Here is a 4209-nt window from a genome sequence, read left to right on the forward strand (position 1 = left end):
CCACCGCCCCCGCCCCGGCCCGTCGACCGGTTCCGGGCGGCCGGCGCGTCGCCCGTCGACGGCCCCGGGAGAGCGCTGCGGCCCGCCGGTGGACACCTCGCCCCCCGCTTCCGGGCCGTACGCGTCCGCGCGAAAAGGTCCCCACGGGGTAGTGACATACCGCTTGGTATGCCAGCACAATCACGGGAACCATCCTCGCGTAACGGCGCGCACCCGTGGGAGGCCCGGTGTACAGCACCATGCAGGACGTTCCGCTGCTCGTGAGCCGCATCCTGCGGCACGGCTCCACCATCCACGGAAAATCCGTGGTCACCACCTGGACCGGTGACGGCCCGCCCGACCGACGCACCTACGCCGAGATCGGCGAGCGCTCCGCCCGTCTGGCCCATGCCCTGCGCGATGCCCTCGGCGTCCGCCCGGAGGACCGCGTCGGCACCCTGATGTGGAACAACGGCGAACACCTCGAGGCGTACCTCGCGATCCCCTCCATGGGGGCCGTGCTGCACACCCTCAACCTCCGGCTGCCCCCGAAGCAGCTGGCCTGGGTGATCAACCACGCCGAGGACCGGGTGATCCTCGTCAACGGAACCCTGCTGCCGCTCCTGGCGCCCCTGCTGCCCGCCCTCACCACCGTCGAGCACGTCGTGGTCGTGGGCCCGGGCGACACCTCCGCCCTGGAGGGCTGCCGCCCCGAGGTGCACGAGTACGAGGCACTGCTGGTGGACCGTCCCGGCACCTACGCCTGGCCCGAACTCGACGAGCGGACCCCCGCGGCCCTGTGCTACACCTCCGGCACCACCGGCGACCCCAAGGGCGTGGCCTACTCCCACCGCTCGATCTACCTGCACTGCCTCCAGGTCAACACCGCCGAGGCGATGGGCCTGACCGACGCCGACACCTGTCTGCCGGTGGTGCCCATGTTCCACGTCAACGCGTGGGGCCTGCCGCACGCCGCGTTCATGACCGGCATCAACCTCCTGATGCCCGACCGCTTCCTGCAGCCCGCCCCGCTCGCCGAGATGATCGAGACCGAGCGCCCCACCTACGCCGCCGCCGTCCCCACCATCTGGCAGGGCCTGCTGCTGGAGCTGGCGGAGAAGCCGCGCGACATCTCCTGTCTGAAGTCGGTCACCATCGGCGGCTCCGCCTGTCCGCCCTCCCTGATGAAGGACTTCGAGGAGAAGCACGACGTGCGGGTCGTGCACGCCTGGGGCATGACCGAGACCTCCCCGCTGGGCACCGTCGCCCACCCGCCGGCCGGCCTCGACCCGGAGGCGGCCTGGCCCTACCGGATCACCCAGGGGCGCTTCCCCTGCTCGGTCGAGGCCCGCCTCGTCGGCCCCGACGGCACCGAACAGCCGTGGGACGGCACCTCGGCGGGCGAGTTGGAGGTGCGCGGCAACTGGATCGCCGGCGCCTACTACGGCGGCCCCGGCGCCGAGGCCGTCCGCCCGGAGGACAAGTTCGCCCCCGATGGCTGGTTGCGCACCGGCGACGTCGGGACCATCACCCCCGACGGCTACCTGAGCCTCACCGACCGTGCGAAGGACGTCATCAAGTCGGGTGGGGAGTGGATCTCCTCCGTGGAGTTGGAGAACCGGCTCATGGCCCACCCCGACGTGCTGGAGGCCGCCGTGGTGGCGGTGCCCGACGAGCGCTGGGGCGAGCGGCCCCTGGCCACCGTCGTGCTGCGCGAGGGCTCGACCACCGGCTTCGCGGAGCTGCGGGAGTTCCTCGCCGGACAGGTCGCCAAGTGGCAACTGCCCGAGCGCTGGAGCGTGATCACCGAGGTTCCCAAGACCAGCGTCGGCAAGTTCGACAAGAAGGTGCTGCGGGCCCGCTACGCGGAGGGCGGCCTGCAGGTCACCGACGTCACCGCCCCGACGGCGGACTGACCCGGCCCGCGCGTTGCCGGGCCACGGACGCCACGGACACCGCCGAGGCCACGGACGCCACCCGAACGCCGCGACGCCGGTACCCGGCCCCGGGCACCGGCGTCGCGGCGCGTCGACTCACGGCGCGCCCGTCACGACACGTCCGTCACCGCGCGCCCGTCACCGCGCGCCGATGCGCGCCAACAGGTCGACGATCCGCTCCTGCACCTCCGCGCTGGTGGAGCGCTCCGCCAGGAACAGCACCGCCTCGCCCGAGGCCAGCAACGGCAGCCCCGCCGGATCCAACCCCTCCGTGGTGTACACCACGAACGGGGTGCGGTTCAGCAGACCGTTGACCCGCAACCAGTCCACGATCCCCGCCCGGCCGCGCTGCATCCGGTGCAGGTCCATCACCACCAGGTTCGGCCGCACCCGGCTCGCCGACTCCACCGCCGAGGCGTCCGTGGCGGCGTGCTCGACCTGCATGCCGCGCCGCTCCAGCGACGCCGTCAACGCGGTGGCGATCTCCGGGCTCTCCTCCACCAGCAGCACCCGGGGCGGGTGCTGCTCGCTGTCCCGGGGCGCCAACGCCTTCAACAGCACCGCCGGGTCGGCCCCGTACGCCGCCTCCCGACCCGCCTGTCCCAGACCGGCCGTGACCAGCACCGGAACCTCCGCCGACACCGCGGCCTGCCGCAGCGACTGCAGGGCCGTCCGGGTGATCGGTCCGGTCAGGGGGTCCACGAACAGCGCCGCCGGATAGGCCGCGATCTGCGCGTCGACCTCCTCGCGGGACTGCACCAGCACCGGCCGGTACCCGCGGTCGGTGAGCGCCTGCTGGGTGGAGACGTCCGGCTCCGGCCACACCAGCAGCCGACGCGGGTTGTCCAACGGCTCCGGCGGCAACTCCTCGTCCGTCGGCATCGGGACGGGAGCCGGCAGCCCGTGACCGTCGGTCACCTCGATCGCGCCGTTCGGGCCGTCCAACGGCTCCGGGCCCTCCTCGGCACCGGCCGCCGGAGCCCCGATGGCGAACTGCCGCCCCGGCGACTCGCCGGCCCCCCCGACCCGGTGGGGCGGGGTGATCGGCCGCCGCGGCGGACCGCCGGGCGTCGGGCCCGGCGGCACCGGACCGGGACCGGACGGGCCCGGTCGGGTCGGCCCACCGGGCCCGGACGCGGGCGCGCCCTCGGCCCGGCCGTCGTCACCCGGCGGCGCGGCCAGCTTCCGCCGCCGCCCCGGCGCGCTGCTCTGCGCCGGACCGATCGGCGGCGCGGGGGCCGGACCCACCGGGGCGCCCGGACCGGGCCGTTCCGCCGCGCGCTGCTCCGCCAACTGGTTCACCTGGGCGACCGGTATCCCCTGCCCCAGCGTGCGGACGTTCACCCCGGGACGCCCCTCGGGGCGGGAGGCCCGCTCCGTTCCGGGCATCGGCAGCGCCGGCTGCGGCCGACGCACCTCCTCGCGCGGCATCGACCCGCTCAGGATGGGGCTGGCGGCCACCACGGTGTGCTCGACCGGCGGCGGCCCCTCGGACTCCTCCGGGTGCGGCTCGGGCTGTGGCGTCGACGGCGCCCCCGGCTCCGGCTCCGGTTCCGGCCGGTGCTCCGGCTCCTCGGCGACCGCCGGGGAGGTCTCCCCGGCCGACCCGGGCGCTCCCCCGGGTCCCTGCTCCGGCGCCTCCCCGGTGCCCCGACCCGCCGGTTCCGGCTCCGCGGCCGGCGCGGCGCCCGCCCCGGCCTCCGGGGGCTCCGACTCCGGGCCGCCCAGGGCGATCGGCTCCCGGGGGCCCTGCTGCCCGGCGGCCGCCGCCGCGGCCGCCTCGGCCGCGCGCCGGCGTCGCCCGGTGGGGGACTCCCCGGCCGGCTCGCCGCCCTCCGCGACCTCCTCGGCCGGCGCGCCGGCCCGGCGACGGCGACCGCCCCCGGGACCGTGGTCCGGCTCCACCGGCACCCCGCCCGGCGGCGTGCCGCCCGCCTCGTCGGCGGGCGCGCGGCGACGCCTTCCGGTGGGGGTCGTGGCGGGCGCCGCGGCACCGGCGGTCTCCGCGTCGGCGGGCGCGGGCCGCTGCTGTGGCCCCGACTGCTGTGGCCCCGACTGCTGGGGCAGCACCGGCATCGCCGGCGGCATCGTGGCCGGTGGGGCGGGCTGTGGCACCTCGTGCGCGGGCACCGGACGCGGCACCTGGTGCGGCACCTGATGGGGAACGTGCTGCGGCACCGGGTGCGGGCCGGCGACCGGCACCGGCGCGCCCGGCTCCCGACGCGGCGCGGGCAGCGACGGCTGCGCGGGCTCCCCGCCGGGGCCCCCGGCCGCCGGGAGTTCGGGCCGGGAT

At 76.5% G+C, this 4209-nt stretch carries 1 protein-coding gene and 1 pseudogene; one reads left to right on the forward strand and one right to left on the reverse strand.

What is annotated here, in order from left to right; all coding sequences use genetic code 11:
- Positions 1–227 precede the first annotated feature (227 nt).
- The gene (locus FNQ90_RS14435; RefSeq protein ID WP_182606759.1) at positions 228–1895 is read left to right on the forward strand and encodes a long-chain fatty acid--CoA ligase; all 1668 of its coding nucleotides are present in this window, start codon (positions 228–230) and stop codon (positions 1893–1895) included.
- Between the two features lie 159 nt (positions 1896–2054).
- Here FNQ90_RS14435 and FNQ90_RS14440 read toward each other — a convergent pair.
- Positions 2055–4209: pseudogene (locus tag FNQ90_RS14440) on the reverse strand (hypothetical protein); the annotation flags it as partial.

Origin of the sequence: Streptomyces alkaliphilus, assembly GCF_014141535.1 — a bacterium.
GTDB lineage: Bacteria > Actinomycetota > Actinomycetes > Streptomycetales > Streptomycetaceae > Streptomyces > Streptomyces alkaliphilus.